Raw genomic sequence first — 26,405 nt, 5'->3', positions numbered from 1 at the left:
CGAGCACGTGGTTCAACTTATGGAAATCAAGTAGTAATACCGCAAACTGAAAAAAAGAATGTAAAAGAAATCTTAGCTGTACAAAGAGATGTTGATAGAGGAAGAGTCTGGGGTGACTTTCCACAAGTAGATATTTAACAGAATAGCGATACTTTGTCAAGCTTTAAGACAAGACAATCTAACAAGTTTGTATGGAAAAGTATAAAACGTATGGGAAAGGTCTTAGCTAGACATCTTTGTCCTGAAGGTGAGGAGTCAATACAAAGGTCATCTCATATTACAGCCTGAACAGATTTCCCTAAGGACTCGCTATTTTTTGTCAGGTTCGAGAATACTTTGTGCTACATCAAACCAATTTTATAGGACGCTAACTCTACTGAAAGGTTCCCTCCATCTAGAACTTCACTGGGTAGGTATGCATTATATGGGTAGAGGTTTTAAGGCTAAAGCTGTGTTAGGGATCCTTTATTTCTGTAGATGTCCGATAGAATGCATTGCTTACTTTCATGCTTTTTGTATACATGAAGCCTATTTATGGATACGAGAAATTCCGTTCATTGAGTGACGCTGGCAGTGGGGTGTCTCATCCAGTACGTAAATGAAATATTAATATCATTTAAGAAACTTAAGAATGAGCTCAAAAACGATCACCAAGTAAGTTAAGTGACATTGAAGATTATACTCAAGATAGATCAATAGGCCATTTAATGGATGGTATTATAACTCTGATACAATAAAGGTTCTAGTCTATATATCTATTGAGGATGGTTTAATAAATGAGTTGGAATCATTCATAGCATCTCAAGGTGGATCTCCGGAATCCTGTTTTTATATTGGACTGAATCACTTAAAAATGTAATACTTACTGAGTTTGTGTTAGAAAAATTTACCACGCAAATTGAAATTGGTAACTTATGAGAAACTTTTCTTTAGGAAGAAATATGTTCTGTCTATGTGGTTCAGTGAAAAAATATAAAAACTGTCGTTTGGAAATATTAACCGATAAAACTGAAGAAATGGATATAAATAATAAAATGATTTTATCAATCGGAATTTTTGAACTATCTCTTAAATATGCACGGGCGGATTTAACTCATTATATGAAATATGTTAAAGGACACACAGAATTGCTGCTTTTAACAAACCCATCCCTAGGAGAGATAATATTAAACACAGATTTTCTTCCGTTTCTAAAGTGAAACCCGAATTATTTCTCCATTTAAGGTTAAAACAGTATCCATTTTAAATAGAGGTGACTATGTTTGAATGAGTATGAAGAATTATACCTTGTTAAACAAAATATAGAGAAAAGCATTAGTGAAAATAGATTGTTTGAATTAACAATTGAAGAAGCAACTTTGATAGTACTAGAGAAGGTGGGTGTCCTTTATACACTTTCGCATTCAGCAAGCTATGATAATATGCAAGAATATTTAAAAAAGTTAGCCAAAACAAATGCAACTGAGTTAAATGAAATTTCTTTTATACAAGAATCATTAAAATGGATATTTCGATGGTGTACAAAGTATTGTAGGAGTGAATCTATAATTAATAAAAAAGATTTGGTTGCAGACGACATCTACAAATTAATGGGAGTTGCATACTCATATGAGAAGTTTTCTGATATGTGGGAAATGCATGGACAGAAGAAAACTAAATTTAACAAAAAAGGAAACAAAATCACTTTCGATTATTATAATGAAGAGATATATAAAACTCATTTGTTCTATGACACTTTTTTTAGGGAAATTGATAATGCTAAGAAAATGGAAGTGCTAGAGAATTTAGAGGTTAATCGAGAAAATATAGTGCAAATTATAAATAATGCACATCAAATGGATTTTAATTGCACTTTTAACATAGAGTTTAAAGAATTCAATTTAGAAGATTATAAAAGGTTTTCTACTGAACTCACCCAAATATTTTCTCATAATTTGTTAGATAATTATATTGGAAATAGCTATATAATTGATCCTGGGTTTGAAGGCGTTTTATGTTTAAAAAAAGAAAAATGGATAGATAAATTATCTGCCAAAACAAAGCTAGGTCGAGAGAAGATTGAAAGAATAATTGACTTTTTTACTTACGATTTTTCTGATATTAAAAGTGATATTTCTTTATCTTATTTTGTTCCACTTTCAGATAATTATTTGGCGGTTTCAGATGCAATATTTAATCTTTCTAGACCAGAAGCAAATGCGATGCGTTTATTAGCTAAAAAAAGATCTTCTAATTATGACTTCGCTCAAAATAATTTTGAGGATGAGGAAAGAGCGAGTATTACAAATAATATCCCCGCAAAATATTTAACGAGTTATGGTGTTGATAAATCTAAAAAAAACATTCCTGGTATGGATTTATTGGTCTATGATCCGGAAATCAACCATCTTCAAATTATAGAATTAAAATATAAAATTCCTGTAGATTCTACCCGTGATATTAATAACTTGGATCAGATGTTAGAAAAAGCGTACAAACAAGTAGAAGAGGCCAGGAGATATACTAATGATAATTTAACTTTGATCTTGAAAGAGTATTTCGGAGAAACATATAGACATACTCTGCCAAATGAAATAGACTATTTTGTTTTAACGAATTATTCCATAGGAACAGGAATAAATGTTAATATACCCACTCCAATTCTTCTTGTAGATCACTATATTGAATTGATGAAACATAAGAATGGTATGGAATTAGTAAGAACCATTTTAAATAAAAATGACAAAATGCTTCCTATTGAACAAAAAAAGAGATATAGCAGATTTTCTCTTCTTGGAAATAAAATATTGATTCCGGAATACAGTTTTAAATTACTTACTTAATCATCAAAATATAAGGTGAAATATAATGATTAAGAACATAAAAAAAAATGTACATTAAGAGTACGTTAAAATAGTACCCTTTCGCTTTCCTATAGTTTTGATAAAATTAACTCGAACACGCTTTGTATCTACGCTTTATATATATCGTTAGCGATTTTTTATACAATTTAAAGTTTAATTGTATAGTTAGTTATTTAGGCAAACAATTAAATAATAGAACCTGTAATGATTATTAAAATACTTAGATACAATTTGGTGGATCGTACCATAAGTAAATAAATTTTTTAGGAGAAGAGCTGAAGTACAATATAATTGTATTTTTCAGCCTTTTTTATTTTGTCTATAATGAGGCTTTAATGACTCTGTTCATCGTCTCTGTATTACAGGTGGTGATAATAATATCCAACCCTATTTCGTGTCACTCCTCGTTTTTTGTCGATGAATCATACGTTTTTGAAGAAGTGGAATGTGAAAGAATAGAAGGCTGTGGTTACCGATAAAAAAATACCAAATACATATACCGCTATGCTAATATGAAAGACTGAGCTTAAAAAATGGAGAGGAGTTACATATGAAAATAAATCGATTAATAGCGAACAATATAAACCATTTAGATTCATCACTGCCAGACGACCAATCATTAGGAATTGCTGGATTATCAGGTTCCGGGAAGACGACTTTTTGTCAAACCATTGGTGAAGAATCCAAGAAGCGTCTCGTTTCCTTATTGCCGAAGTCTGAATATCAGTATTTATTTCCTAATATTATGGAAACCAACTTCAGTGCCATCAAGATGGAGGAAATGCCGCTGGTCCTTTTTCTCGGCAAATCATCTATCTCAGCCAATCCCCGTTCGACCATTGGCACACATACTGGTGTGTTTAAAGAGATTCGTGTTTGTCTTGCAGAAAAATTCAATCTTTCTCCGGAAGTTTTTTCGTTTAATAATGCCTTAGGCTGGTGCCCCACTTGTAAAGGACGCGGTACGACGAAAAATGTCGAATGTCCAAAGTGTGAGGGGAAGCGCTACAATCCAGAAGTCGAGCAATATACGATTGAATTATTAGATCGCCCGCATACTATTTCCGATATTAACAACTTAAGCATCGAAACGATCCTTTCACTCTCAGAGACCTTACATATTAGTGAAGCTAAACAGCATATTCTCCAAAATATAATCAATATGAATATTGGTTATTTAGGCTTGAATCGTATTATGGGGACAGTGTCTGGGGGAGAATTAACCCGACTTTATTTAGCCGAATTCATGGCAACAAGTGAAAATACCGTGATCATCATCGATGAAATCTCCGTCGGTCTTGATCATCAAACCCTTTTGAAAATTTTGGAACAGATTAAGCAATTAGGATATAAGAATCAAATTTGGCTCATTGATCACTCAGATACGGTGCTGGATAGCACTGATGACCAATTGTTCTTTGGACCCGGCAGCGGAAAATATGGCGGGAAAATCGTTGCGGAATCACCGCGTCCCAAACCAATCAGCTGGGAACGAAATGAAGCAGTGCCTACTGAATACTATCAATTTCAGGATCTTTACTGCCGTAATATTCAAATGGAGGAAATCCGGATTCCAAAGAATAGGCTCGTTACCTTTACAGGTGAGTCAGGCTGCGGTAAATCTACACTAGTCAATGAATGTATCTCTAAAGATTTTCAGAAGCGGTATCCAAAGGATAAGCTGGTCATGGTCGGGCAGGATCGAAACAAATCGATTACCAGTCGTTCAACCGTTGCGACGTTTCTTGATATTAAAAAGAAACTCACCAAATACAGTGATGAAATTGATGATATTTTTCAGCGTTCAATCGAAGATATCATTGAAGAATTGCCTAATGAAGACATCGCACATAAACGCTTGAGCTTATTGATCAAGCTTGGGCTTGGCTATTTGACGTTAGAAAGAAAAACACAAACACTATCGACGGGTGAATTTCAATGTGTCCACTTAGTTTCCGAGCTGTTTGCGAAGACAAGAAACCCGCACACGCTGTTCATTTTTGACGAGCCTTCAAAAGGGTTATCGCAAAATATTTTAAACCAATTCATTGATAGTGTAAGAGTCATTCTGGAAGATGAATCCGTCTCCATCATCATGATTGAACATAATGCCTATATGCTGGAAAGCTCGGATTATATCGTAGATTTTGGTAAAAGACAGCTAACACCTGTCCAGCATCTTGACGTTGTCAGTCATGATGATTATTATCGTCACAAAAACAGTGACGATCAAGTGGAGCCATTGCATATTTCTTCCACACTGCGGTCAAAAACGGGAATCAATTATTTACAGGAAAATCATCTGGACTATTTCAAAAATGCAGAGAACGTCTATAAGGGCGGCATTTTAAAAAGCCTATCACCAATCGCTCGCGTGATTTATGGGGAATACGAGTCAGACACGATTGCGCCTGTGATCGCCATTGATCTTGAACGGCACTTGTACAGTCAATATACGTTTCTTTATGAATTGGGCGGAATGATCAACCATATAGTGGCTGCACATCCGACCAATAAGGATACAAGAAGCTTCGATTTCTATTCTGCAGAAAATCATTGTCCAAGCTGTTCGGGACGCCGGGTCATTGAAAAATTCGATTTCGATGTAGTCATACAAGACAAAAACGTGCCATTCTGGGATGGTTTATTACATCCAGACGTGATGGAAGTATTAAAATATTATCAGCATTCAAAACTGCAATTCCTGTTTGATGAGATCAAGAATGAACTCGGTCACGACATTAGTAAAAGCTATAATGAGATGACAGATGCCGAAAAGCATACCTTCTTATATGGGTATTGGGAAAAGTCCTTTTACGATAAAGCAGGCAAGGCATCGCGAATTTGGGAAGGGTTCAATTTCATCATTGGGCGCTATATCTTCGTATCGAAATCAATCATTAAAGAGCAGATGAAAGAAACAAAAGAGATGATCGACTGTCCAGTCTGTCATGGAACGGTTCTCAAACATCATAAAAAGCTGATGTTTGGTGATACGGACATTCGCGAAATAATACAACAGCCAATTGATCAAGTCATCAAAATTGTAGGAAAGCTGCCGGAACTGGAAAAACTAAAAGCGATTGTGGGCGGCGATATCGCACTCACTGATGATGTGTCATTCCTTCCACGTGAAACAAAAGCGGCGTTGAAAATGCTCGAACTCGAACTAGCAAGCTTCGTCGGCTATGAAGTGGTTTTACAAAATACCCAACCATTCTGGGACAGCATTAAAGGCAATATCGAAGCAATCAGCAGCAAAAACCAGATCACCATCTGTGACTTTGCCAATATTAATGAAACTAGAGAAACCATTATTGATAAATATTTCACCAATGGCAAATACAAAAAACTAACCTATGTCTATGAAGCATTTGGCTACAAAAAAATCGTCACCCAAATCAATAAAATTAAAGCAAGTCATAAATGCCCATTCTGTAATGGCAAGAAAGTCATTTCAGAAGATAACATCCATGACGGTGTATATAAATTAACAATCCCTTGTGTGAGCTGTCATGCCAGTGGCATCGATGATGAAGGTCGTAAAGAAATCGTCGAAGACATTGACGTGCAGATCTGGCTGACAGGGAAAGTGAAGGATGTCGTGGCTGAAAGTGAACGTACCGAGGCCGTTGCCGATATCCCCATTTTCGCCCGGATTCGTGAATTGAACAAACGAGACATGATGGCGGTTTATCAATGCCTTGACCAGAAAAAATCAAGTAAAAAGTCCGCCGATAATGGCGGGCTTTTATTTTGCGGACATAAGGGGCTAAGAGTCCGAATAGTGAGGTGAAGGTCGATAAAAATTCGCGAGCGGTCGAATATAGTGCCTCAACGGTCGAATACTGTGCGGGGTAGGTCGATAAAAATTCGCGAGCGGTCGAATATAGTGCCTCAACGGTCGAATACTGTGCGGGGTAGGTCGAATACTGTACGTGAACGGTCGAATATTGTGTGGTTTAGGTCGATAAACTGCGTCAATGGCCCAAGACAGTGCAGCTGTTCGAATAAACTGCTCCGGCCTTTAAGGTTTTTTACTGTAATCCTTATTGGATTGAAGAAATTTGCGACACTCCTGCCGAATAACTGGCTAGCCGAGACCCCACAGACGCTTGCGTCGAGGAGGCTTGGCAGACAGTCGGCGGAAAGGGAGCGGATTTCTGAAATCAACTGGAACTTCTATTAAATAAAAAAACTGCAGGCAAATTCGCTTTTCTTCGAGTTTGTCTACAGTCTGAAGTCCGCCATTTACGGCGGACTTTTTTATTATTTTACAGAATGATCTTCATGATAAACGGGGAGTGTTATTGCAATCGTTGTTCCCTTATTCAAAGCGCTAGTTATATGAAGTGTACCATTCATCGTTTGGATGGTCTTAACAGCCACCATTGATCCCAACCCAGTCCCTTTTTCTTTGGAACTGTAATAAGGCTCGCCAAAACGATTTATTTGTTCTTTGTTCATTCCCACCCCGTTGTCACTGATTTCGATAATGATATCGAAATTATTTACATAGGAAACAATACTAAGCTCCCCGCCGTTTGGCATTGCCTCTATACCATTCTTGATGAGGTTTAGGAAGCATTGCTTGAAATGTTGAATATTCCCCCGGGTAATGCCTGGAGTCAACTGATTAGATATAGTAACTAAATTCATGCTAGCCAATGGTTTGATCATTTCAATTACATATCCTATTTCACGGTTAATTGAAATAGGATCCACTTTCTCAAGTGCAGGTTTTGCAAATGCTAAATATTCACTAATAATGGATTCTGCACTATTAAGCTCCCTGACAACATGCTCTATATATTGTTCTTTTACTCCCTGAGTAAGATCAGGAGTCTTCAGCAGTTGAACAAATCCTTTCACAACCGTTAAAGGATTTCTAACTTCATGTGAAATGCTTGCTGCAAGCTGACTGACTACCTCCATTTTTTCAAGCCTTATCATTTGCGTCCGGATTAAAATGGCATCTTTTAAAATTTCCATTATATATACAGCTAAAGCAATAATGAAAGGAGGGAGGATAATAAAGTAAAATAAATAAGCCTCCGTTATTCGAAAGTAATCAGACATAGCGAGTGAAATAAAGCTGGTTAGGATTCCTAGAAACAATATTAATAGTATGGAGCTATTTAGCTTATTTTTTCGATTGAAATTTTTGAATTTGGAAGAAAATAGAGCCGTTATAATATAGATAACGATATATACAATTAACGTAAGTAAATTGAAACCATAAAAAGCAAACCTAAAAGATAATATGATGACTAACAGGGCAGCGCCTACAGGCCAGCCACCATAAAGGGTTCCTATTATAAAAGGGATTTGCCGGAGATCATGGACACAATATTCATCAATATAAATAGGAAACTTCATACATAATATAATAGGAAAGCTCATGCATGCAGTGATAAGGGTCTTGCCATATTGACTTAACTTTTTGCCATGATCTAATAAAATGTAATAAATCAAAATGCTTACTAAGATATAAAAGAGATTATCTAATATGTTTTGATTAATATAAATAAAATTCATAGGATTCTCCTAAAAAAGTAACCGTTTGGTTTATTATACAAGAATAACACTAAAAAAGAGAGTCTTAATAAAGTAATTTATTTACAGAAAGACATTTAAATTCAAAATTGATGTTGTTTAAAGTGCCTCTTTAAGAAAATTTATTTATTTAGAGAGTATAGTCGATTAGATGACTTATGGGGATTTGTGAAGTGGGTGATTAGACCTGATATTAGCGGTATATGACGAAAATAATGATTATGGGGGAATCATGAAAGAACTCCATGCGACAAGTAATGAGTGCTTTTTATTAGGAAGAAAAATTGCTAGAATTAAGGCCTTAAAATATAAAAATAGGAAAAAAGTTCTTGATTAGTTGAATATTGACTTCGGTAAAAAGTTTGTAAAAAAATGTCTACACCAATAAATTATAATATCGTCCATATTAAAATTCGCCAATAGTCTTTTAAACCTAAAGATATGCCTCCAAAGCAATCACTCCAAAAGATTTAAATAACTGGTTAGTTTCATATTAAGGTTTGAAGTCTCAAGGAACATCTTTATTCTAGGAGAGTTGATCCGTTGCTTTGCAAAAACATAAGAAAATACAAAAAAACAAATTTCGGTAGCTTTAGAAGAAATTAAAAGCAATAGGGGATGGGCTTATGACAAACCTAACTGATGATTTTGATAATAATTATAAGAAATTGCTCCATTTTTTGACTATCAAGATGTTAGAATATTTAATGAAATAAACATAAATCATTATGATTCTAATGAAATTTTAATTTTTTCGGGGATTTACTCGAATACCCAATTTGCGAATTAATAAATAATTCTAACTATAGAGAGACGGGTGAATTGTTCAGAAGTGTAATTAATCATTTTAAAATTTTTTCAAATTGGAAAGTATAAAAAAATCCATACTACTAAGTTTAGTAAAATTAAGGAGCATCAAAAGTAAAACTATCCCCCCAGATAACATATCGTTTTGGATGAATAAGAAATAAAGCCCGAAATTATATCAACCAAAGTTTACCCTTCTTTAAGAATGTGAAAATTTTTAACTTATACTATCAGTTTCATCCAGGAGAATAATACACTTTTTCTTTTCAGCGTTCTATTTGCTTACGGGTAGGTTAATTGAATTAGAACTTTAGTGCAATAAATGAAGATCAAGGCTGTCATTGCTGGAGTTAGTATAGATTCACAATGCATGATGCTTGCTCGTTATGCGTGGGATTAGACATCGAAAAACATGAAATAAAACGTAATAAATAATGTAAAATACCTTAGCCTAGTTTAAGCAGACTTTGGAATAATTGATCGTTATCCACTAAGTGGGGCAAAAAGGAACATGGTATCAATTAAATTGGTTGCGTGCACACTTCTCAAGATCTCGAATTTGATTTTCGAAGGTTAGAAATTAGTTGAGGTGAAAGTTGTTTGAGCCGCTGGTTTGATTATCTTCGTAGTAAGGAGTTGTATGTGTGATTTTATATATTCATTCTACAAAAATAGAGCCGCTCGATTAAAATGAGCGGCTCTATTTTTATTATTTATGCAAGGTGTTCTTCAAAGCTTCATATACTCCATTAATACCGGCACTAGTACCAGTAAATACAAATTTATTCTTTTCAGGAATGTAGCTACCCCCATAACCTTCCCATATAAAACTACTATGAGACCAATCGATCGTGCCTAATTTTTCAATTTCATTTTGCCAATCAACGTTATTTTGATTATAAATCACTTCGTTTAAGTATTTACCGATTCCTTGTAGCGTAGCCGCAGTACCGATAATGTACTTTTCACGATTAGAAGCATCTTCTGGTAATACTTCGAATAGTAAATTGAGGATTTCATCAAGTGTATGGTGGGTATCATTGTAATTTTCGATATTTAATTTACTATCTTTATCCTTATTTGCGCCTGTAATGATATAGCATAACATATTTCTTAATGTAGAAAGAACCATAATTTGATTGTTATTGCCACGAATTTGAGTTTTTTCAGTTTCGACTTTTAATCTTAATAATTGCTCGTTGTTTTTAGCTAAATCTTTAGCTAATGTACTGTACAGATCACTTGAATCAAAGTTTAATGCAATAGATTTGTTAGGCTTACCAGCTAATAGATTTAAATCGTGAAATAATTGTTGTTCTCCTTTTTGATCAATTTCAGTGAAAATCACCACTGGAATAGTCATGTTTTCTAAGATGTTAAGTTTATCTGTAAGGTTTTCTCTCTCGTTATAACTACTTGAGTTATTTTTAGCCTCTTTTAATGTCATAATGGCTAATTTAATAGCTTCAGACCGATGTTGTCCATCGTTGATAGAGAAAACAGTGCTAATATCGACATCAATAGTAGATTCTTCTTCATTATATTCAATTTCATTTTTACAAGTCACTGTAATAGCACTTAAAAATGTCATTCTTTTCTTATCGATACCATCTAAGATATACTTCGCGATTGATTTAACGCGTGGCTTACTTAGTTTGCGTTGAACTTCTGGAAAAACTTTAAAGAAACTTTCAAGTTTATTGAAAGGGATCATTGTTACGTATGTATCTCTTCCAAACTGATTTCCCTTTGAACCTTTAAATGAAATTTTAATTGAATTTGCTATAGTCATTTTACCACCCCAAAATTATTATACATTAAACTTATCACTATTACGGATTTATTTCAATTTATATTTTAACTTTTTTAGGAAAAAAATAAGCCGCTCAAAAAAATTATTCTTGGATTTATTAGTTTAAATTTAACTTGAGCCGCTCGATATAGTTTGTTCGTTTAATCGAAATCAAATAAAAGCCGCTAAAAATAATTGTGATTTTTACTTATTTTTTTAAAAAAAGTTTGACGAATCAACTAACATGTTGTTTAATTATCGGTATGAGCCGCTCAGGTGACAGGGGAGGGTGAATTAATGTAATTACTGTAAAGATATGAATCCTATATTAAATGAGGTAAAATTAGTTTGTTATTTTGAAAGAACTCAAGAAGTAATTTCCTTAAGGGCTATTGAAACGACGATAGGTATGGAGATATTAGGTGACACTGAAAATAATTACTCTAGTGTTGGAAATCTGCAAAGGCATCCGGGCTCTTCAATTGTCGAAAGGGGTTGTAAATGCATTTGATGCATAATTCTGGTAAAGAGATGCGAATTGATTTTTGCAATATTGTAGACCGAGCTAAGACTAAAGAAAATATAGTACATAAGTATTGAATTAAATTATTTGATTAAGAAATTGGCGTCTTGAAAGCGATATTAGTTTAAACACATATATGGAACAGGTCAACGTTTCCCTATGTACTGTAGTGGTAATATGCGTTGGGATGCCTTCTTCTAAATCTCCTTGACGAGAATCAGCAAAGTAGTTAAAAACCACTGCAAATACATTTTTAGTTACTTGTGTTCTAAATTCACGGAACTCAAAAAAATAACAAGCATCGTCTTTTACATAGTACAGGAGTAATTTTCTGTTTAAATGGCAAACGCATGCAATGCTTATAAGGATATTTATACACGTAAGGGACTTAATTTAATTGAAATAAAAGATAATGCATTAACAATTGTTAATTGCAGTCATTTAACCAATGCAGCAATTTAAAAAAGGTTCATGGACAGTCGTGATCGATTAGTGGATTCTCTATTGCCGTAAAGAAGGAACTGCCAGAATAAATACTATCGTCACCAGAAATATCAATTCCTAAATCTAACAAATGGTTTAATACTTCTGTATTCTTTACGACGATCTAATCGAAATACTATTTATAATCATTTCTTCAATATGGGCAAATAAGGAAGGGGAAGGAAAAATCGAAATACTGGTGGAGTAGAAGACTGTTTAATAAAGAGCACGAACCTAAAAAATTTTAGTGAGAAAAAAGTAGAGGTGTTTTATATGGAAATAGTTGGCGAAATAGAAAGTAAGTGGAAATTTTCTCCGATACCGAATATCGAAGAATCTAATTTTAATAAAATATTAGAGCGTTTCTATGGATTAGGTGTAAAAGGTTTAACGAAAGAAAATATACAAAACTCGTTAGATGGGCGATTAGCTAATAGCACTACACCGGTTATTGTGAAAATAAATATCGGTACGATTAATAATAGTGACATACCAGGAATTGATGATGTCATTAATCGTATTAAGTGCCTAGAAGGTAGGAATAGTTACACGAAAGAAACGATTAGCCATATGCTCAAAAAAGTGGATCAGGAAGAAGTACGCTATATTTCCTTTGAAGATATAAATACTAGAGGTCTAACTGGAGCGAAAAATGGACAAAGCCATTCCAAGAAAGATACTTGGGGTATTTATGCATATAACAAAGGTGTACATTTTGAGGAAAGTGATCAATCTATTGAAACTACACGTGGTGGCTCGCATGGTGTAGGGAAAATTGCATCAAATGCCGCATCGGATCTTCATTTAATGTATTTCGCAAACTGTGATGAGCAAGGGGACCAGCATTTAGGAGGCACTGCTCAATTAATTGAGCATATGTTTAATCAACAATGCTACCGTTCAACTGGTTATTTTGCTGATCTAAAAGTAGAAAATGATACATCAAAGTTTTATCCTTATGAAAATAAATTTCATTCTGTTTTTGAAAAGAAAACTAGAGGTTTAAAAATTATAATTCCGTACTTACGTGCAGAGTTTGATAATGAAGATGAAATTATTAAAACCGTATGCGATAGCTTCTTTGTCTCTATTTTAGATGGTAGATTAGAAGTTCATGTGAACGATCATGTAATTAATACAGATACAATTGAAAGTTATTTAAACGATAGCCAGTATTACATTCAAGAAACTTCAGATATGAAGAAAGTATTTACACCACTTTATGTAAAAACGTATAAAAATGAAAAACCAAGAGATATTGTAATTTCAAATGGTGATAAGTACTTTGATTTTAAGCTTTATTTTAAATATGATGAATCTATTTCAAAAGGCCGGGTAGCCATTGTTCGTACGATTGGTATGAAAATTGAAGATTTTTCAGTCAAATCGAATGCGACAAAACCTTATAACGCTGTTTTAATTGGTGGTTTAGAAGAAGATGGTTATTTGAAATCTCTAGAAAATGAATCCCATACAAAGATCTCATCAGAGGATATTAAAGATCCAAGGCTTAAATCACAAGCTAAACGCTTTATAAATAATCTTTCAAGTGTAATCGCAGGCATCATTGATGAGGAAATGATGAAAAATAATCCTACAGATGGTTTGATGGATACTAAAGATCTTTTATATATTATAGAGTCCGAATTCAAGCAAGATTTATCAAATGCTTATGGAGCGGTGAAGATTAATAAAGGCAATCTAGTTGTAAAAGCAACAGATGGTACTCCAAATAAAAAGCCTAAGAAAAAAGGAACGAAAAAAGGTACCGTAGAGCCTAAAAATACAGGCATTAAACGTACTCGTAGTAACAATCCTACTGGTACTACAGATGAATTGCAGGAATCCAACACTGAAACATATAGTGTAAGTCCAAATATAGTAGAACGTTTAATTGTGAAAAATACTGAATTTATTCAATTCAATTTCAAAGATATTTCAGAAATGAAAAATACGACTTCTTGTAATCTCTCATTTAACATTATTGATGGAATGGGAGAAGAATATAAGAATGAGTTTAAATTAAAAGAGAACTACGCAACTGTAATTGATAACAGTAGAGGATCAAAATGTGAAATCGATAATGAATCTATTAAGAATGTTTCGATAAAAGATGGTATTGTAAAATTAAAACTGGACCTTAAGCCTAATTATAATCGAGCATTGAAATTTATATACTATGTAGAGGTGTAAAATGATCTATAAAAAAGATGCAAATTTTCCATATCCCGTTTTGACGAATACATCAACAAGCTATGAAAATAGTTCTTTTTTGTTAGACGTTAAATTAGAAGAAAATACGAATGATTATCGATTTGAAATAGAATACGAAATTAGTTCAGCCTTTATAAAAGAGCTAATTGCAAAAGGGGATGCAGTACCTATCTTAATTATCCAATCAAAGGATAATAAGTTTTATAGGCTTGAGCAAAATCAAAAAGCAATTGAAGTGCCTAAGAAAAGGGTTTCTTTAAGTAAACGTACCTCAATTCAATTGCATATTCAATCAACAAAAGAAATCAATTTTAGTGAAAATGGTGATTTAAGTTCATTTTATGACGCGTTCAAGGATGAAATTATTGTACCCAAAAATTCATTATTAGGTTTCTCTAAGATTGTTGTATTTGAAGGCAGTATTCAAAAACCATTGGTGCTATTTGAAAAGAAATTAGATGAAAACTTATCTTCAGATATTAAAGTTGAACTTGGACCTGAAACTATCATTATTCATTATCGAAAAGAGGAGTTCCAATTCAATGGAGTGGGGTCTAGTCAAGCATTTAATAATCCCTATATTTATACAGGTCTTCGTACGGCTCTGCAACGCTTTATTAGTCAGTATAGTGAGCAGGGGGAGGATTATGTTGATTTAACACAAATTACTCAGCCTGAAAACCTACTTGATTTTAAGCTGTATCAGTTAATGACTAAAAAAATGATTGATGAAATTTCAATTGATAATATTGATGAGGTTATCTCTTTAATATCTGATAAAATTATTGAAAAATATGCAGGGGCAGTTAAGGGGCTTATTAATCATGGAAATTAGACTATTAAAAAAGGGCTATAAAAGTAATGAGCAATTTTATCAAGATTTTTTAGATGATAAAATCAATAGTAATGAGGACTATTTTTCTAATAAATTTGTAACAATTGCAGATGCGCCAGATTTTCCAATATATATGGGACGTGGATCAGAGGAAGAGAAGAAGCAAGCCTTCCAGCGGGCATTTGAAATAATTGCTGCCTCTTATATCCATTCAGATCGTGATCTTCATTTAGAAGAGATATTTTGGCATTCATTACTAGTTACGAAAAAGCGTGAATTTATTCTTGAAAACTACCCGATCGTAAGTACAGGTATTAAAGATTTCGAAAGAGTTGTAATCAAACCGTTCGATTGGGAAAATTATATTTATAAATGTGTCCTTGCAGCTGAATATATTGAAGATTTAGATATAAATGTTGAAGAGAAGAAGCATTATTATAATTTAGTTTTGGAAAATTTAGACGTATATAACTATATTATTAAATATGCCATTTTTCGAAACTCAGAGTTTTTAATTAAAATATTAACAATTATTGATGAGCTACAAATTTCAAATATTATGAAGTCAAATATTAAGGATCGACCGGATCTAGGAAAGGACGAACGTTACGGCAGACGTGTCATTTTTGAATTGAATAAAAAATATCCAGTCGTTATGTCACCGTTATTAGATATCGAAACGTTAAAAAATGAAGTTATTCAAGCATTAAGCTATTATTATGATGTATCAGATATAAGTATGAGTACCCAATTAACAGGAGCTTTTGTTGAATAGGGATTCCACGGCGGCGCTCTCTTCAAAAGTAACAGTGTAGCATCTTTTAGACTATAAAAAATAGCCTCCTAAGTTGGAATAGCAGGAATAGCAATGATAATTTCTCTTCTAGTATGTTAGAGGTAAAGTTGATGTTTTCTTTGCCAAAATATCCAATGATAAATATTTACTAAATGGAAGTTTTCTTCTTCAACTAGCGATGGGTTGGTTGAAGAAGAAAAGGCCCCACTCATAGAGATGGGGTTTGTACATTATTTCATCTTAATTTGTTCTCTTTTGTCTCCGATGTTTTATATCGTATTTACTATATTTAAGTCATGCTTTTTAAAATAATTCCCCCTATCTCTTAACTGTTCATGATTTATCAGTTGAAAATTTGGTTTTACATAATAAAGGAAATATAATATAGGTAGAGGTGATTTTCATTGAAAAAATGGACTAGGGAAATAGAAATAAACGCCCCAATTGAACAGGTATGGAAGTTTCTTGATGGTTCTGTAGAAAATATGCAAAAAATCATGCCTCAAGTAGTTGAACAAAAGCCGGTTAAAATAACGGAAGAAGTGGTTGGAAGCGTATATCGCCAAAAATATAGAGAAGGAAAACGAACAGAAGAGTATGATATAGAAACATTGGAATATTTGAATGAGACTAATGAGAAAAAGCTTAAAGTAGGATTTATACTTGCTAAAATGTTTGAAATTACAGCTTTTTATGAACTAAATAAAATCAATGACAATAGAACTTCCTTTACATATACAGTCACCAGTCGCCCGTTAAAGTGGTTTTTAAAAATATTATTATTATTTGCTACCGATAAAGTGGTCGTTGAATTTTTAGACCGTGTCAAAGAGGTTGCTGAAGCCGAAACGGGTAACAATTAACTCCTCTTCGATAAAGCCAGAAAAATCTTCCCAGCCGTGCACGATTGTGGAGGAATACAGATAGAAAATGATCCATCTTTTTTTGTGAAATTGTGACGTTCATTTCCACTCCAGGCACTCGCTTTCCGCGGGCGGTTCGGGAGCCTCCTCGGCGCTTTTGCGCCTGTGGGGTCTCCCTTGGACGCGTATTTACCGCAGGAGTCTCGCACCTTCCGTTTCAATCAACTCTGAGTGAAAACTACGTCACAGCAACACAGATAGAAAAGAAGCCATCTTTTTTCAAGATGGATTTTTTTTATTTGTCGTAAAATATAGGGTCTGAGGAGGAGTTTTTGACTGGTGCTTACTCCAAATAGGGAGTTGCTTGAGGTTATTTTTCTAAAGTTACGGTATCGGAGTAGGAGTAAAGGCAGGATTAGAAGATGATAAGTAATTCTAAAAAACAGTGGTTAAAACAAAATTAAAATTAGGTGGTGAATTTTGATATTGATGTCTACAAATAAAGAGAATTATAAAAAGGCTTTAAATTTCGGATTATTATTTTATGCGATATTCGTGGGGTTAAGTGGAACAATTTCCTTTGCAGTTCTATTATTTTGGGTTGTTCCAAAAGATCAAATATCAACAATATTAGTACCTTTACTTTTCATAGCTTTATTTCTCTATGGTAACTGTGCTTTATCTATACTTATTCGTTCAAAAATCAATAAAAATGAGTGATTATTAGTTGAAACTTTTACCAATATAAAAGGTGATTGATGGTGGCTAAATTTGATTACATAAAAAATAGTAATCATAGTTTTTTTCTTCAATGCATCTGATAACACATGAATATTTGGTTTAATTAATATTATTAAATATTCCATATATGAAAATCCTGAATTCAATTTTGGGATCTTTTAATCTGAGATTTTGGTTATTATGCCATTATGATAGAGCGTCTTACCGCTGCTTATAAGAAATACTAACAGGAAGAGGAGGGGGGGAAAATGGGTAAGAAAAAAGTTCGGTTACTTGCTTCACTATTATTTATAGTTAGTCTTTCTTTGATAGTTTCAGCTTGTTCTAATTCCAAGAAAGATGTAAATTCGGAGGATAAAAAAAATCTAAAGGTAATTCAAATGGATGGTACTTTTGCTGTAGATGTGGATGATCCAAATGAAACTGTAGGTGATGCAGATTACGTTTTTATAGGCCGAGTCGATGAAGATGTTGACACTCTGTACAAAGATTCTGTAACAATTGAAACTAGTGACGGTGCTAAAGAGGTTTCAACACCGTATACTAATTACGAAGTTACTGTCCTGCAAAATATAAAGGGTGATCTAGTTACAGATACTTCCATACCTATTCAAAAGGCTGGAGGGATAAATGAAGATGGCTCTTCTGTTGTTTTGTATGAAGATGATACATTACCGGAAGAAGGAAAATCATATGTGTTTATAGCGTATGCACAAGATGATGGTTCATTATTAGTATCAGGTCCAAATTCGAATGAATACGTTGAAGGTATTAAGCAAGATGTGACTAGTGAAAAAATGGAAAAAGGTAAAGCTTCTTTGAACGAGGAAGCCACAGAGGTAGTTTCTGCGTATGAAAATGCATATGAAAATGAAATACCTACAGATAGAGACCGTTCAGAATCTGAATTTAATGCTGAGCAATAAAAATTTAAAAGCAGGTGCATTATAGGTAGCAGGTAAGGTAGCTAATGATAACACAAAAAATGATTTGCACATTACCATCCTCATGAATATGGTACTCACTCATTCTACGGAGGAGGTAAGCTCTGGTAATTTATCAAATTTATTTATAAAGGAAGATTCTATGGAAAAAAAATACGACTTCGCAAGGTTATTCCCTCCTAAAAGAATTGAGGAAGTAGCCTATATTTTAGGGCATAATTTAGAGGGAATAGAGATTCCTAAAGAAGATGAACGTATAAAATATATACTGGCTGATCCTTATGCTCCAGAAATGAAGCTGATTAAAGAAGTATATATAATCTATAATAAAACGATATTAGAATTACTCACAGGAAAAATTCATTCTATTAATAGCTATGAATTTAAATACCCTAAGAAAAAGAATAGAAAGATTTCAGATACAGACATAGAATATGCACTGGACATGGCAACAATTGTACTACTTGCAAGCACAAATAATAAAATACTCACGACCTATTTTATTAGTGGTTCTGCTGAAAAACTAAACAGTATATTAAACTTATGTATTGGCTACTCCAAAGATTTAGAATGCGATGAATATAAAGCTAGTTTACAAAATTTTAAAAATGATATTGAAATAGTTAGTCAGATGGGATTATTAGAGAAAATATTTGGAAATGATTCTGGCGTAAGTTAAGTAATTAAAGATTTCTGTATATTAAATAGTTAAACACATCTATTGCCTTACAATCCTAAAACCAACTGTTGTTGGAAGGGGGTCGGTTAAAGCTAAAACATTTAGACGCATGATTTTCATCCATTGCTACATAGAGCACCACTACTAACTTTTCCAATCACTTTTACTTCATCAATTGCTGTAGAATACTTACCAAATTGCCGACCACCATGAGCAGTGCCGTACCATTTGCCGATAAATAAAGAAAAACCAGCCGCCGAGACTTGGTGAACATCACCATTCTTAGCGGCTATTTTAATGATTAACGATCCATCGTTTCTATTTTTTCAATGCCCAATAACCGACGAAGCGACTTAATGAAGTAGTTGGAAAGGAATAGGTCATCATGAGTTTCTTCTGGATTTAACTCAAATAATAGACTGCAGCTTCTGTTATACCTCAATCTCCATCCCGATGTTCCGATCTTTCGATTGGCGATAAACACCTTTTGCGACAGCAAGGTCAAAGTAAGCAGCACCGACTGATTTAAAGAAGGTAATTTCCTCTTCATTTTCCCTGCCTGTTTTGGTCCGCATTACAAGTTCAAAAAGCTCACCATGAATATCATTAAACGACCAATTTCCCTGATTGGCTGCAGAAATGAGTTCTCCTGCTTCAGCCTTCACACCCGCCAAATCGTCGACGATAATTTTAGCAGCGCGTGAAACCGTGGTATTATCCACTTCTTTCATATCCGGCAAATAAGAACCGACCCCGTTAATGTGTGTGCCCGGCTTTAAATCCAGCCCATTAAATACAGGCTCGCTCGAGCGGGTTGCACAGCAAATTATATCTGCTTGACGAACAGCTGCTGAAACATCTTCGAAAACTTCAAAAGGAACGGTTACTCCGAATGCCCGCAGCTTTTCACCGAACTTCTCCGCTTTCTCTCGTGTGCGATTTACTAATAATATACGCTCAATGTCCCTTACGGCTAACACACCAATTGCTTGTTCAAATCCCATAGCTCCTGTTCCAATAATCGTGAGAACCCTAGCGTCTTTACGAGCAAGAAAGTCTGTGGCAATGCCGCTCAATGCCCCCGTTCTGAGACGTGTTAAATAGGAGGCATTCAACAATGCTAAGTGCTCACCATTTTCTGCATCTGACAGTAAGATGACTCCCTGTGTCGTTGCCATCCCCCTTGAAGGATTCTTTGGAAAAATGGTAACGACTTTGACCGCCGAAACTTCTTCAGATAAATCAGCGCTTGGCATGTAAAGTGCCGATGCCTCGTGTTGAGGGAAAGCAAGAACTGTGCGATGAGGGTTGTCTATTTTTCTAGCACCATGTGCACGTAATACTGCGTTTACATCCGAAATTGCGTCCTTCATTCCATATGATTGTTGAATTTCCTTCTCATTTATTACCAACATTCAATTGTCCTCCTTGAAGTAAAAGAACCATGGATTACATGGCACTAGTATTATGCGTTTCGTCTAATTTCTGATTGCTGCGATCCTTAACTGCCCAAATCGCCACTAGGGAAAGGACAGATGCAAAAATAATATAGATGGCGACAGGAACATAGGAGTTATTAAACTTATTAAGTAAAGCAGTTGCAACTAGCGGAGCTGTTCCTCCTGCCAGAGCTGCCCCGATTTGATATCCAAGCGTGATGCCGGTATAACGAATCCTTGCATCGAAAATTTCCGAGAACATCGTTCCAAGAACAGCTGTGATGGGGGCCCAAATTACCCCTAAACCTATCACTGTTGCAATGATTAATAGGAGTACCGATTTTTGCTGCAGCAACCAGAAGTATGGGAATGCAAACAGTGCCATCCCAATCGTTCCGCCTATAAACAGCTTTTTGCGGCCAATTTTATCAGAAAGCATCCCCATGAATGGTATTAAAATTGTCGTTATAATTGTTGCAATCATGACTGCAGTCAATGTAGCTGTCCGTGAGAAACCGAGATTCGAAGTAGCATATGATACGACAAATGTGCTGAAAATATAAAATGGCGCTGTTTCTACCACCTTGGCTCCCACGGCGATAATCACTTCACGCCAATAATTTTTAAGAGTTTCTACAATCGGCAGCTTTGGAACTTCTCCAGATTCCTTTACTTTTTTGAAAGACGGTGTTTCATCGATTCCTTTACGAATCCACAGGCCAAAAAATACAAGGAAAGCACTAAAAATAAATGGTAAACGCCATCCCCAAGTCATGAATGCGCTTTCGGGAAGCAGTGTCATAATAGATAAGGCAATGGTTCCAAGCAGCATTCCTATTGTAACACCCATCTGGGGAATAGCTCCGAACAAGCCCCGTTTTTCAGCGGGAGCATATTCAACGGCCAATAAAAGCGCGCCTCCCCATTCACCGCCAATTCCCAGACCTTGAACTAAGCGCAACGTGATTAATAAAATCGGCGCCCAAATACCAACGGCTTGATACGTAGGAAGAAGCCCCATCCCAAATGTTGCGACCCCCATTAAACTAAGTGTTATAACAAGTGTTTTCTTTCTCCCGATGCGATCGCCAATATGACTAAAGATCACTCCGCCAAAAGGGCGGATGAAGAATGCTAACGCAAAGGATGCATAGGAAAGCAACAGCCCTATTGTCGGATCCTCATTCACGAAGAATAGCTGGTTAAACACGAGAGCTGCAACGGTTCCATATAAAAAATAGTCAAACCACTCAATCGAACTTCCTACTAAACTCGCGATTAATATTCGCCGCATTTGTTTCTTTTCCATCATGAGTCACCCCTTCAAAATTGAAGTGTCACTTCAATTTATTATTTTCTTCATTTTAAATAATTTGAAATTTTCTGTCAACTCTTTTTTAATAAGTTATTAATGACGGAGCATTCATCAAATTTTGTACTGTATAATGAAGATAGATACTATGTAAAAAAGGGGGCATCTGTATGCCTTTTGATTCAATTGGGAAAAAACTCAAATTATTGAGGAAAGAGCGAAAACTAACATTAAAGTGCCTTGCTGAACAAACTGGCGTTTCGATCAGCTTTTTATCACAGGTAGAACGAGGAAAATCAAGCGTCACATTAGAGTCATTAAAAAAAATCGCCGATACATTAGATGTCAGCCCAAGCTTCTTTTTTTCTGAGGACCGCTCCCAAGAAAATTCAGATTACAATCATGAACAATTTCATTATCAGAATTTATCCAGCGGCATTCATGATGCTGTTTTTTCGCCTATTCTAGTCACGTTAAAGCCAGGGGAGAATAAAGGAAGCGCTTTTTCTCATAGCGGACATGAATTCTTATTCATTATCGAAGGGAAGTTAACAGTGGAAATAGAGGGGGAAAGAATAGAACTCCATGAACAACAGTCGTTCATGTTCGATGCTAGAAAAGCCCATTACTGGTTTAACTTCTCGGATCAAATTGTCCGGTTTTTGGTGGTGTCGTCGAAATAACGTCACGGTATATGTCCAGTTAACGAAATAGTTGGTTGTTGTTGTAAATGAGGTCATATGTCGTACAAAAGGATAGATGTTAACAGGGATTGCTCACTGTTCATCTATCCTTTCTTTTTACCTTGTTAAATGTGAAAAAGTAAATCAAATCATTAAAGTAATAAATTATTTATCAAAGAATGCGGAGTTTTCCATATTTGAAAATCCTGAATTCAATTTTGGGATCTTTTAATCTGGATTTATGGTTATTATACCATTATAAAAAATTGAAAATGGATGGAGAGAAGAAAATGAAAATCAGTGGAGGATTTGCCTAAGGAGTTACTCGAGGAACTTGAAGGTATTTATACCTTTTAAGAGAACCATGTATGAAGTAGAGTTTGAACAATTTTAGAGATGAAGATAGATACTTTGGATAATATGAATTAAGTTTCAGTCTCACTCTCACTCATATTTACTAAGGGTCAGGGGGATAACATATTGAAAAAGTTTTTATTATCATTATTAGGTGAAAACGACTCCGCCATTTTAATTGGCAGTGTTTTTGGATAGTCATAATTGTGAATAAAAAATAGGGTTACAGGGTCAATACTTGGACGGCAACATCGGAATAAATATCTTCCACTTTATAAAAGTTCATGGAATTTAGAACCGTGGCGACCGGATAAAACAAAGGCTGGTATTTATATTAATACTTGTAATCCAACATAATTAATTTTTTGAAAGGGATATAAGATGCTAATTGAAAGTATGAGTGACTATTTTTATGAGCCATTTTACATACCGATTTTATTGCTGCTGCTTGGATTGTTATATGTGGGTATTTTAATACATAGTTTTACAATAATTAAGTTTAATTTCATAGGCTATGGTTTAATAGGAATATCTATAATAACGTATCTTCTTGTTGGCTTGTATATGACCGGAAAAGGATATTATTCAGACGGACACGCGCCAGAGCTATTTCTTTTTGGAAGTATGGGTTTTTTAGAGCTTACTTTATTAACTTATCCTTATATATTCCTTACTTTGGCGGTAACTCTAGGTAAAAAGGGAGTATAATTCAGGCAGCGTAAATCGCATTTATCCTTTTGGTTTTTTAGAGGTAAGCACCTAGTTTTTTTAAAAAAAGAAGTATCAAAGAACAACTAACGTTCTTGATACTTCTTTCTCCATTTTATTTGAAGGATTAACTGTAATCTCGTTTATTATGCCATGAAATGATGAGGTTACAAAGGAAGCATACCAAAGCGTTCTTAGCTTTCTTTTATGCTGCTTTCTTTTGTTTTTGGTCTAAGCGATAACTTAGGAATGTTAGAAGACTTGCAAAGATTGCAACCAGCCCACCGACCCATGTCACATTCAGCAAATTTCCCTGATGGTAAACAACTCCGCCCAGTGCGGAACCAAAGGCGATACCGACATTGCTTGCTACTGGCATCAATGAAGCAGCTAGCCCTGTAGCTTTTGGTTGATAAATACCGGCAAGGTCTATCAAATAAAGCTGGGTGGATGTTGTTAAAAGGATGGCCATTAACGACATCAAGCCAATGTTAATCAATCCAAAGATAAAATGATTTGTCGTCCAATATAAACTGATCAGAACGATTGCCTGCACGAGGAAAACAAATCGGAGGCGTCCGATAGCATTGTAGCTGGCAATTTTACCAGCAAGTATGTTGCTGAAAATGGAAATGAATCCGTAGCCAAACAAGATCAAACTGATTGAACTGCCTGGTGCTTCCATTCCTTTCAGGATCGGAACAAGATACGTATAAACGGCATACGTCGCTCCAAATCCAAGAGATGGAATGAAAAAAGCCATTAAAATTCGCGGGTGTGTTAACAAAGAAAATTGATCACGCATCGAACTGCGAATTGTACTTTGCATAGTAGGCAATACGAAGAAGGATGCCAAAAACGCAATAGCCCCGAGAAAAGTCGTTAACAGGAAGGATGCATTCCAGTCGTACCATTCAGCGATGACAGTGCCTATTGGTACTCCAATCACGTTTGCAAGCGTAAAGCCACCGAAAACGAATGAAATAGCAAGTCCGCGTTTAGCGATCGGCATGGTTTCACTTGCAACAACCATGGCAAGGGAAATTAAAACGCCTGTTACAATCGCAGTCAGCATCCGAAGTGCAAGGAGCATGATGTAGCTCGTCGAAATCACGCACAAAGCATTCAGGACGATGAACGAACCTATCAGAAACAACATCCATTTACGCTTTGGAAAATGACTCGTTGCCGACATCACGAGCGGTGTGGCAACGGCAAACGTAAGCGCAAACGCAGAAACGAGTGTGCCTGCTTTGGCATTTGTGATATGGAGACTCGAGGAAATATCGGTTAAGATCCCGACGATAACAAATTCGCTTGTCCCGAGAACAAATGTTAATAAAGTAAGTGTTAAGATAAGCAACCAATGTCGCTTGGTTAATTCTGTGGCGTGCATAAATACCTCTTTTCTTAGATGAATGTAAATGTGTCACAGGGTAGATAAACAATTTAACTATCATACCACAAAACATTTTTACGAGGAAAACCCTTGCTTGGTTATCGTTTGTTATTTCTTGCTAGAAAGCTTGTAGCTGAATCATTCACTAATTTTACCGTAACAGAACGAGCATGAGGTTACGCTGCATGCTGATTGCGATCATTGTATCGATCAAATGCGTTTGATAACTGTTGGAAGTATGAAGGGTTTATGGTAGGGGATGCAAGGTTATATATGCGATGCTGAATAGACTATCATTAAAGGAATTAGCAGTTGAGCTGTATGTTTCGCCAATAGATAAGGACCTTTGAAAAAGCAGTCCCCAAGACTGGAGGAAATTATCATTCTTGGGGGCTATTGTGATGCAATCGATAAGGCCAATTAACGATCCAACTTTTCGTTTTTAGTTTCTCTGCCATATAACCAACGAAGTGACTGAATGAAGTAGTTAGTAAAGAATAGGTCATCATGAGTTCCTTCTGGATCTGACGCAAATAATAGATTAGATTCCAAATAGCCTTCCTTGATAAATTCTAGGTGGGCTTTCTTCGTGTAGTCAACCATATGCTTTTGTATCGTTTCTTTATAAATTCCCTCTAATTCCCCGACATATAAATAGAGCTGATGGCTTTGTCGATTCACTGTTGGTTTGAGATGGATATTTCCTTGCCGTTCAATCTTTTCTCCTTGAAGATAGCGAAGAACGTCCTCGTACCAAAAGGAAGCGGATAATGAGATATATTGATGGAATACCTCTGGATAATAATAGGAGGCGAAAATCGAAACAAGTCCTCCTAATGAGCAGCCGGAAATGGCTGTATGTGAAGGTTCAGGATTCGTAGCATAATGGGCATCTATATAAGGTTTTATTTCGGTTACGACAGTATGTAAATAAACCTGCGCTCGTCCTTCAAAGGTAGGACCATGAGGTGCAAGTGATGGTGCTTCCCACGGCGTATAGTCATTTTTGCGATCAATGGGTTCAATTCCAATAACGATAAGTGGTTCAATTTGCTCTGAAAGTATTAAATGATCGATATAGTTTGCAGCTTGCTTGGCAGTTTCTCCGCCATCATGCATATAGATCGTTCGGTATTTCTTGGTTTGATCGTAACCTGAGGGCAAGATGACACATACCTCATAGTTGGCAATTTTCTCATCAAGGTATCGAATCATGTATTTTCCTCCATGTCCTTTAGGAATATTCGTATTTTGAAGATTAGAAAACAACATTTGATAATGATAACCATTATCAATTATAATGTACGCTCCATTATTTTGAAAGGAATAATCCGATTAATAGAAAAATCTAGTCATAAGGATGATAATAGGGTTGGAAGTCTTTAACTGTTAATTTGTGTCTTTGCATTAGGTCCTCATTAGTTGATAAAATGA

Annotated in this window: 19 protein-coding genes and 1 pseudogene; 13 read left to right on the top strand and 7 right to left on the bottom strand. The window is 35.1% G+C overall.

The genetic code is table 11. The features are described 5' to 3' along the window. The first annotated feature begins 962 nt into the window (after positions 1-962). From ACIROD_RS08640 to ACIROD_RS08630, 3 genes and pseudogenes are all read left to right on the top strand, one after another. Entirely contained in the window at positions 963-1,199 is a 237-nt protein-coding gene (locus ACIROD_RS08640) for a hypothetical protein (RefSeq protein WP_402939606.1), read from the top strand. A gap of 63 nt (positions 1,200-1,262) precedes the next feature. After that, complete coding sequence (locus tag ACIROD_RS08635; protein WP_402939603.1) at positions 1,263-2,822, top strand: hypothetical protein; 1,560 nt, start codon at positions 1,263-1,265, stop codon at positions 2,820-2,822. Positions 2,823-3,393: 571 nt separating this feature from the next. Beyond that, positions 3,394-6,555 (top strand): annotated as a pseudogene (locus tag ACIROD_RS08630) (ATP-binding cassette domain-containing protein); the annotation flags it as partial. A gap of 557 nt (positions 6,556-7,112) precedes the next feature. On the opposite strand, the gene ACIROD_RS08625 reads toward ACIROD_RS08630, so the two are convergent. Next, positions 7,113-8,381: an ATP-binding protein gene (locus ACIROD_RS08625; protein WP_402939600.1), complete on the bottom strand. Its 1,269-nt coding sequence runs from the start codon at positions 8,379-8,381 to the stop codon at positions 7,113-7,115. 1,534 nt (positions 8,382-9,915) lie between these two features. Continuing rightward, positions 9,916-10,998 carry a DNA sulfur modification protein DndB gene (locus ACIROD_RS08620; protein WP_402939597.1) on the bottom strand — a complete coding sequence of 361 codons (1,083 nt, stop codon included), beginning with the start codon at positions 10,996-10,998 and terminating at the stop codon, positions 9,916-9,918. Positions 10,999-12,277: 1,279 nt separating this feature from the next. Between ACIROD_RS08620 and ACIROD_RS08615 the strand changes: the two genes are divergently transcribed. From ACIROD_RS08615 to ACIROD_RS08585, 7 genes are all read left to right on the top strand, one after another. Then, positions 12,278-14,197, top strand: coding sequence for a hypothetical protein (locus tag ACIROD_RS08615; RefSeq protein ID WP_402939594.1), 1,920 nt, complete (start codon positions 12,278-12,280; stop codon positions 14,195-14,197). A gap of 1 nt (position 14,198) precedes the next feature. Next, positions 14,199-15,053, top strand: coding sequence for a hypothetical protein (locus tag ACIROD_RS08610; RefSeq protein ID WP_402939592.1), 855 nt, complete (start codon positions 14,199-14,201; stop codon positions 15,051-15,053). Continuing rightward, the gene (locus tag ACIROD_RS08605; RefSeq protein ID WP_402939590.1) at positions 15,043-15,828 is read left to right on the top strand and encodes a hypothetical protein; all 786 of its coding nucleotides are present in this window, start codon (positions 15,043-15,045) and stop codon (positions 15,826-15,828) included. Before ACIROD_RS08610 ends, ACIROD_RS08605 begins: the two co-directional genes overlap by 11 nt. Before the next feature lie 425 nt (positions 15,829-16,253). Beyond that, the gene (locus ACIROD_RS08600) at positions 16,254-16,712 is read left to right on the top strand and encodes an SRPBCC family protein (RefSeq protein WP_402939586.1); all 459 of its coding nucleotides are present in this window, start codon (positions 16,254-16,256) and stop codon (positions 16,710-16,712) included. A 480-nt stretch (positions 16,713-17,192) separates the two neighbouring features. Next, positions 17,193-17,432: a hypothetical protein gene (locus tag ACIROD_RS08595; RefSeq protein ID WP_402939583.1), complete on the top strand. Its 240-nt coding sequence runs from the start codon at positions 17,193-17,195 to the stop codon at positions 17,430-17,432. A gap of 269 nt (positions 17,433-17,701) precedes the next feature. Beyond that, positions 17,702-18,379 (top strand): cell surface protein, encoded by a 678-nt coding sequence (locus ACIROD_RS08590; RefSeq protein WP_402939580.1) that lies wholly within the window; start codon positions 17,702-17,704, stop codon positions 18,377-18,379. A gap of 160 nt (positions 18,380-18,539) precedes the next feature. Further along, on the top strand, positions 18,540-19,076 hold the full coding sequence (locus tag ACIROD_RS08585) for a hypothetical protein (RefSeq protein WP_402939577.1): 537 nt from the start codon (positions 18,540-18,542) through the stop codon (positions 19,074-19,076). Between the two features lie 301 nt (positions 19,077-19,377). Here ACIROD_RS08585 and ACIROD_RS08580 read toward each other — a convergent pair whose 3' ends face one another. The 3 genes from ACIROD_RS08580 to ACIROD_RS08570 are packed head-to-tail and all read right to left on the bottom strand — an operon-like array spanning position 19,378 to position 21,824. Next, positions 19,378-19,518 (bottom strand): hypothetical protein, encoded by a 141-nt coding sequence (locus ACIROD_RS08580; protein ID WP_402939574.1) that lies wholly within the window; start codon positions 19,516-19,518, stop codon positions 19,378-19,380. Beyond that, positions 19,508-20,491, bottom strand: coding sequence for an ornithine cyclodeaminase family protein (locus ACIROD_RS08575; RefSeq protein WP_402939571.1), 984 nt, complete (start codon positions 20,489-20,491; stop codon positions 19,508-19,510). Before ACIROD_RS08575 ends, ACIROD_RS08580 begins: the two co-directional genes overlap by 11 nt. 34 nt (positions 20,492-20,525) lie before the next feature. Then, positions 20,526-21,824, bottom strand: coding sequence for an MFS transporter (locus ACIROD_RS08570; RefSeq protein ID WP_402939569.1), 1,299 nt, complete (start codon positions 21,822-21,824; stop codon positions 20,526-20,528). A 173-nt stretch (positions 21,825-21,997) separates the two neighbouring features. Between ACIROD_RS08570 and ACIROD_RS08565 the strand changes: the two genes are divergently transcribed. From ACIROD_RS08565 to ACIROD_RS08555, 3 genes are all read left to right on the top strand, one after another. Then, on the top strand, positions 21,998-22,510 hold the full coding sequence (locus tag ACIROD_RS08565; RefSeq protein ID WP_402939566.1) for a helix-turn-helix domain-containing protein: 513 nt from the start codon (positions 21,998-22,000) through the stop codon (positions 22,508-22,510). Between the two features lie 564 nt (positions 22,511-23,074). Further along, the gene (locus tag ACIROD_RS08560; protein WP_402940161.1) at positions 23,075-23,221 is read left to right on the top strand and encodes a DUF2599 domain-containing protein; all 147 of its coding nucleotides are present in this window, start codon (positions 23,075-23,077) and stop codon (positions 23,219-23,221) included. A 24-nt stretch (positions 23,222-23,245) separates the two neighbouring features. Beyond that, positions 23,246-23,572: a hypothetical protein gene (locus ACIROD_RS08555; RefSeq protein WP_402939563.1), complete on the top strand. Its 327-nt coding sequence runs from the start codon at positions 23,246-23,248 to the stop codon at positions 23,570-23,572. Positions 23,573-23,777: 205 nt separating this feature from the next. On the opposite strand, the gene ACIROD_RS08550 is transcribed toward ACIROD_RS08555, so the two are convergent. Next, a complete protein-coding gene (locus tag ACIROD_RS08550; protein WP_350300055.1) occupies positions 23,778-24,968 on the bottom strand; it encodes an MFS transporter in 1,191 nt (396 codons plus the stop codon). 423 nt (positions 24,969-25,391) lie between these two features. After that, complete coding sequence (locus tag ACIROD_RS08545) at positions 25,392-26,186, bottom strand: alpha/beta hydrolase (RefSeq protein WP_402939559.1); 795 nt, start codon at positions 26,184-26,186, stop codon at positions 25,392-25,394. Positions 26,187-26,405: the final 219 nt, after the last annotated feature.

The sequence above is a fragment of the Peribacillus sp. NPDC101481 genome (assembly GCF_044767165.1).
In the GTDB taxonomy this organism is placed as follows: Bacteria; Bacillota; Bacilli; order Bacillales; family DSM-1321; genus Peribacillus.
Note: the sequence above shows the minus strand (reverse complement) of the source record. Positions and strands in the feature narration are given on the sequence as shown.

Coding starts and splice junctions, on each gene's coding strand:
- ACIROD_RS08585 (WP_402939577.1), top strand. CDS start 18,540: ATGGAAAAAAAATACGACTTCGCAAGGTTATTCCCTCCTAAAAGAATT.
- ACIROD_RS08625 (WP_402939600.1), bottom strand. CDS start 8,381: ATGAATTTTATTTATATTAATCAAAACATATTAGATAATCTCTTTTAT.
- ACIROD_RS08575 (WP_402939571.1), bottom strand. CDS start 20,491: ATGTTGGTAATAAATGAGAAGGAAATTCAACAATCATATGGAATGAAG.
- ACIROD_RS08605 (WP_402939590.1), top strand. CDS start 15,043: ATGGAAATTAGACTATTAAAAAAGGGCTATAAAAGTAATGAGCAATTT.
- ACIROD_RS08590 (WP_402939580.1), top strand. CDS start 17,702: ATGGGTAAGAAAAAAGTTCGGTTACTTGCTTCACTATTATTTATAGTT.
- ACIROD_RS08610 (WP_402939592.1), top strand. CDS start 14,199: ATGATCTATAAAAAAGATGCAAATTTTCCATATCCCGTTTTGACGAAT.
- ACIROD_RS08545 (WP_402939559.1), bottom strand. CDS start 26,186: ATGATTCGATACCTTGATGAGAAAATTGCCAACTATGAGGTATGTGTC.
- ACIROD_RS08565 (WP_402939566.1), top strand. CDS start 21,998: ATGCCTTTTGATTCAATTGGGAAAAAACTCAAATTATTGAGGAAAGAG.
- ACIROD_RS08615 (WP_402939594.1), top strand. CDS start 12,278: ATGGAAATAGTTGGCGAAATAGAAAGTAAGTGGAAATTTTCTCCGATA.
- ACIROD_RS08555 (WP_402939563.1), top strand. CDS start 23,246: ATGCTAATTGAAAGTATGAGTGACTATTTTTATGAGCCATTTTACATA.
- ACIROD_RS08570 (WP_402939569.1), bottom strand. CDS start 21,824: ATGGAAAAGAAACAAATGCGGCGAATATTAATCGCGAGTTTAGTAGGA.
- ACIROD_RS08550 (WP_350300055.1), bottom strand. CDS start 24,968: ATGCACGCCACAGAATTAACCAAGCGACATTGGTTGCTTATCTTAACA.
- ACIROD_RS08620 (WP_402939597.1), bottom strand. CDS start 10,998: ATGACTATAGCAAATTCAATTAAAATTTCATTTAAAGGTTCAAAGGGA.